Raw genomic sequence first — 639 nt, 5'->3', positions numbered from 1 at the left:
CTTTTTTAATTTGATCAAGTAATGTTCCATTTTTCGTTTCATGCTAAACAAACCCGATGACACTATAGATCTTTCTCTGTCTCAAAGAGTGAATCTTGACTTCGAAAGCGGTTCTATTCAGATTAATAGCGAAAAGGTACATAAAAACTGCTCAATCATCCATACAATATCGTTTAATAGCTCATTTACTGCAGATCCGATGCCCCTAAACGATTTTCCTTCTGTATGAGAAAAGTGATGTCCACATGATAAAGATTAAAGAAAAATCATTCGTAAATGAATGATTTTCCTTTTCTATATCATTTAGAATAACCCTGGCAGGTTCATTCCTTTTGTGAATTGTCCCATTTTTTGATTTGCTAATTCATCTGCTTTCTTTAAAGCATCATTTGTTGCTGCCAATACTAAGTCCTGCAACATTTCAATATCATCTGGATCTAAAACTTCAGGTTTAATCGATACGTCAACAATTTCTTTGTGGCCTGTCACAACAACCGTTACCATTCCTCCACCCGCTGTACCTTCAATCTTCTTTTCGCCAAGTGCTTCTTGTGCCTCAGCCATTTTCTTTTGCATTTTTTGCATTTGTTTCATCATATTTTGCATGTTTCCCATGCCGCCACGCATCCCCATTTTCTT

The 639-nt window shown here is 36.2% G+C and carries 1 protein-coding gene; it reads right to left on the bottom strand.

Annotation, left to right across the window (positions count from 1 at the left end; translation table 11 throughout):
* Nucleotides 1-303: 303 nt before the first annotated feature.
* Nucleotides 304-627: a YbaB/EbfC family nucleoid-associated protein gene (locus V7068_RS13500; protein WP_499713230.1), complete on the bottom strand. Its 324-nt coding sequence runs from the start codon at nt 625-627 to the stop codon at nt 304-306.
* Nucleotides 628-639: the final 12 nt, after the last annotated feature.

Origin of the sequence: Bacillus sp. JJ634, from assembly GCF_036962285.1 — a bacterium.
GTDB classification, from domain to species: domain Bacteria; phylum Bacillota; class Bacilli; order Bacillales; family DSM-1321; genus Peribacillus; species Peribacillus asahii_A.
This window is presented reverse-complemented; position numbering and strand designations above follow the sequence as displayed.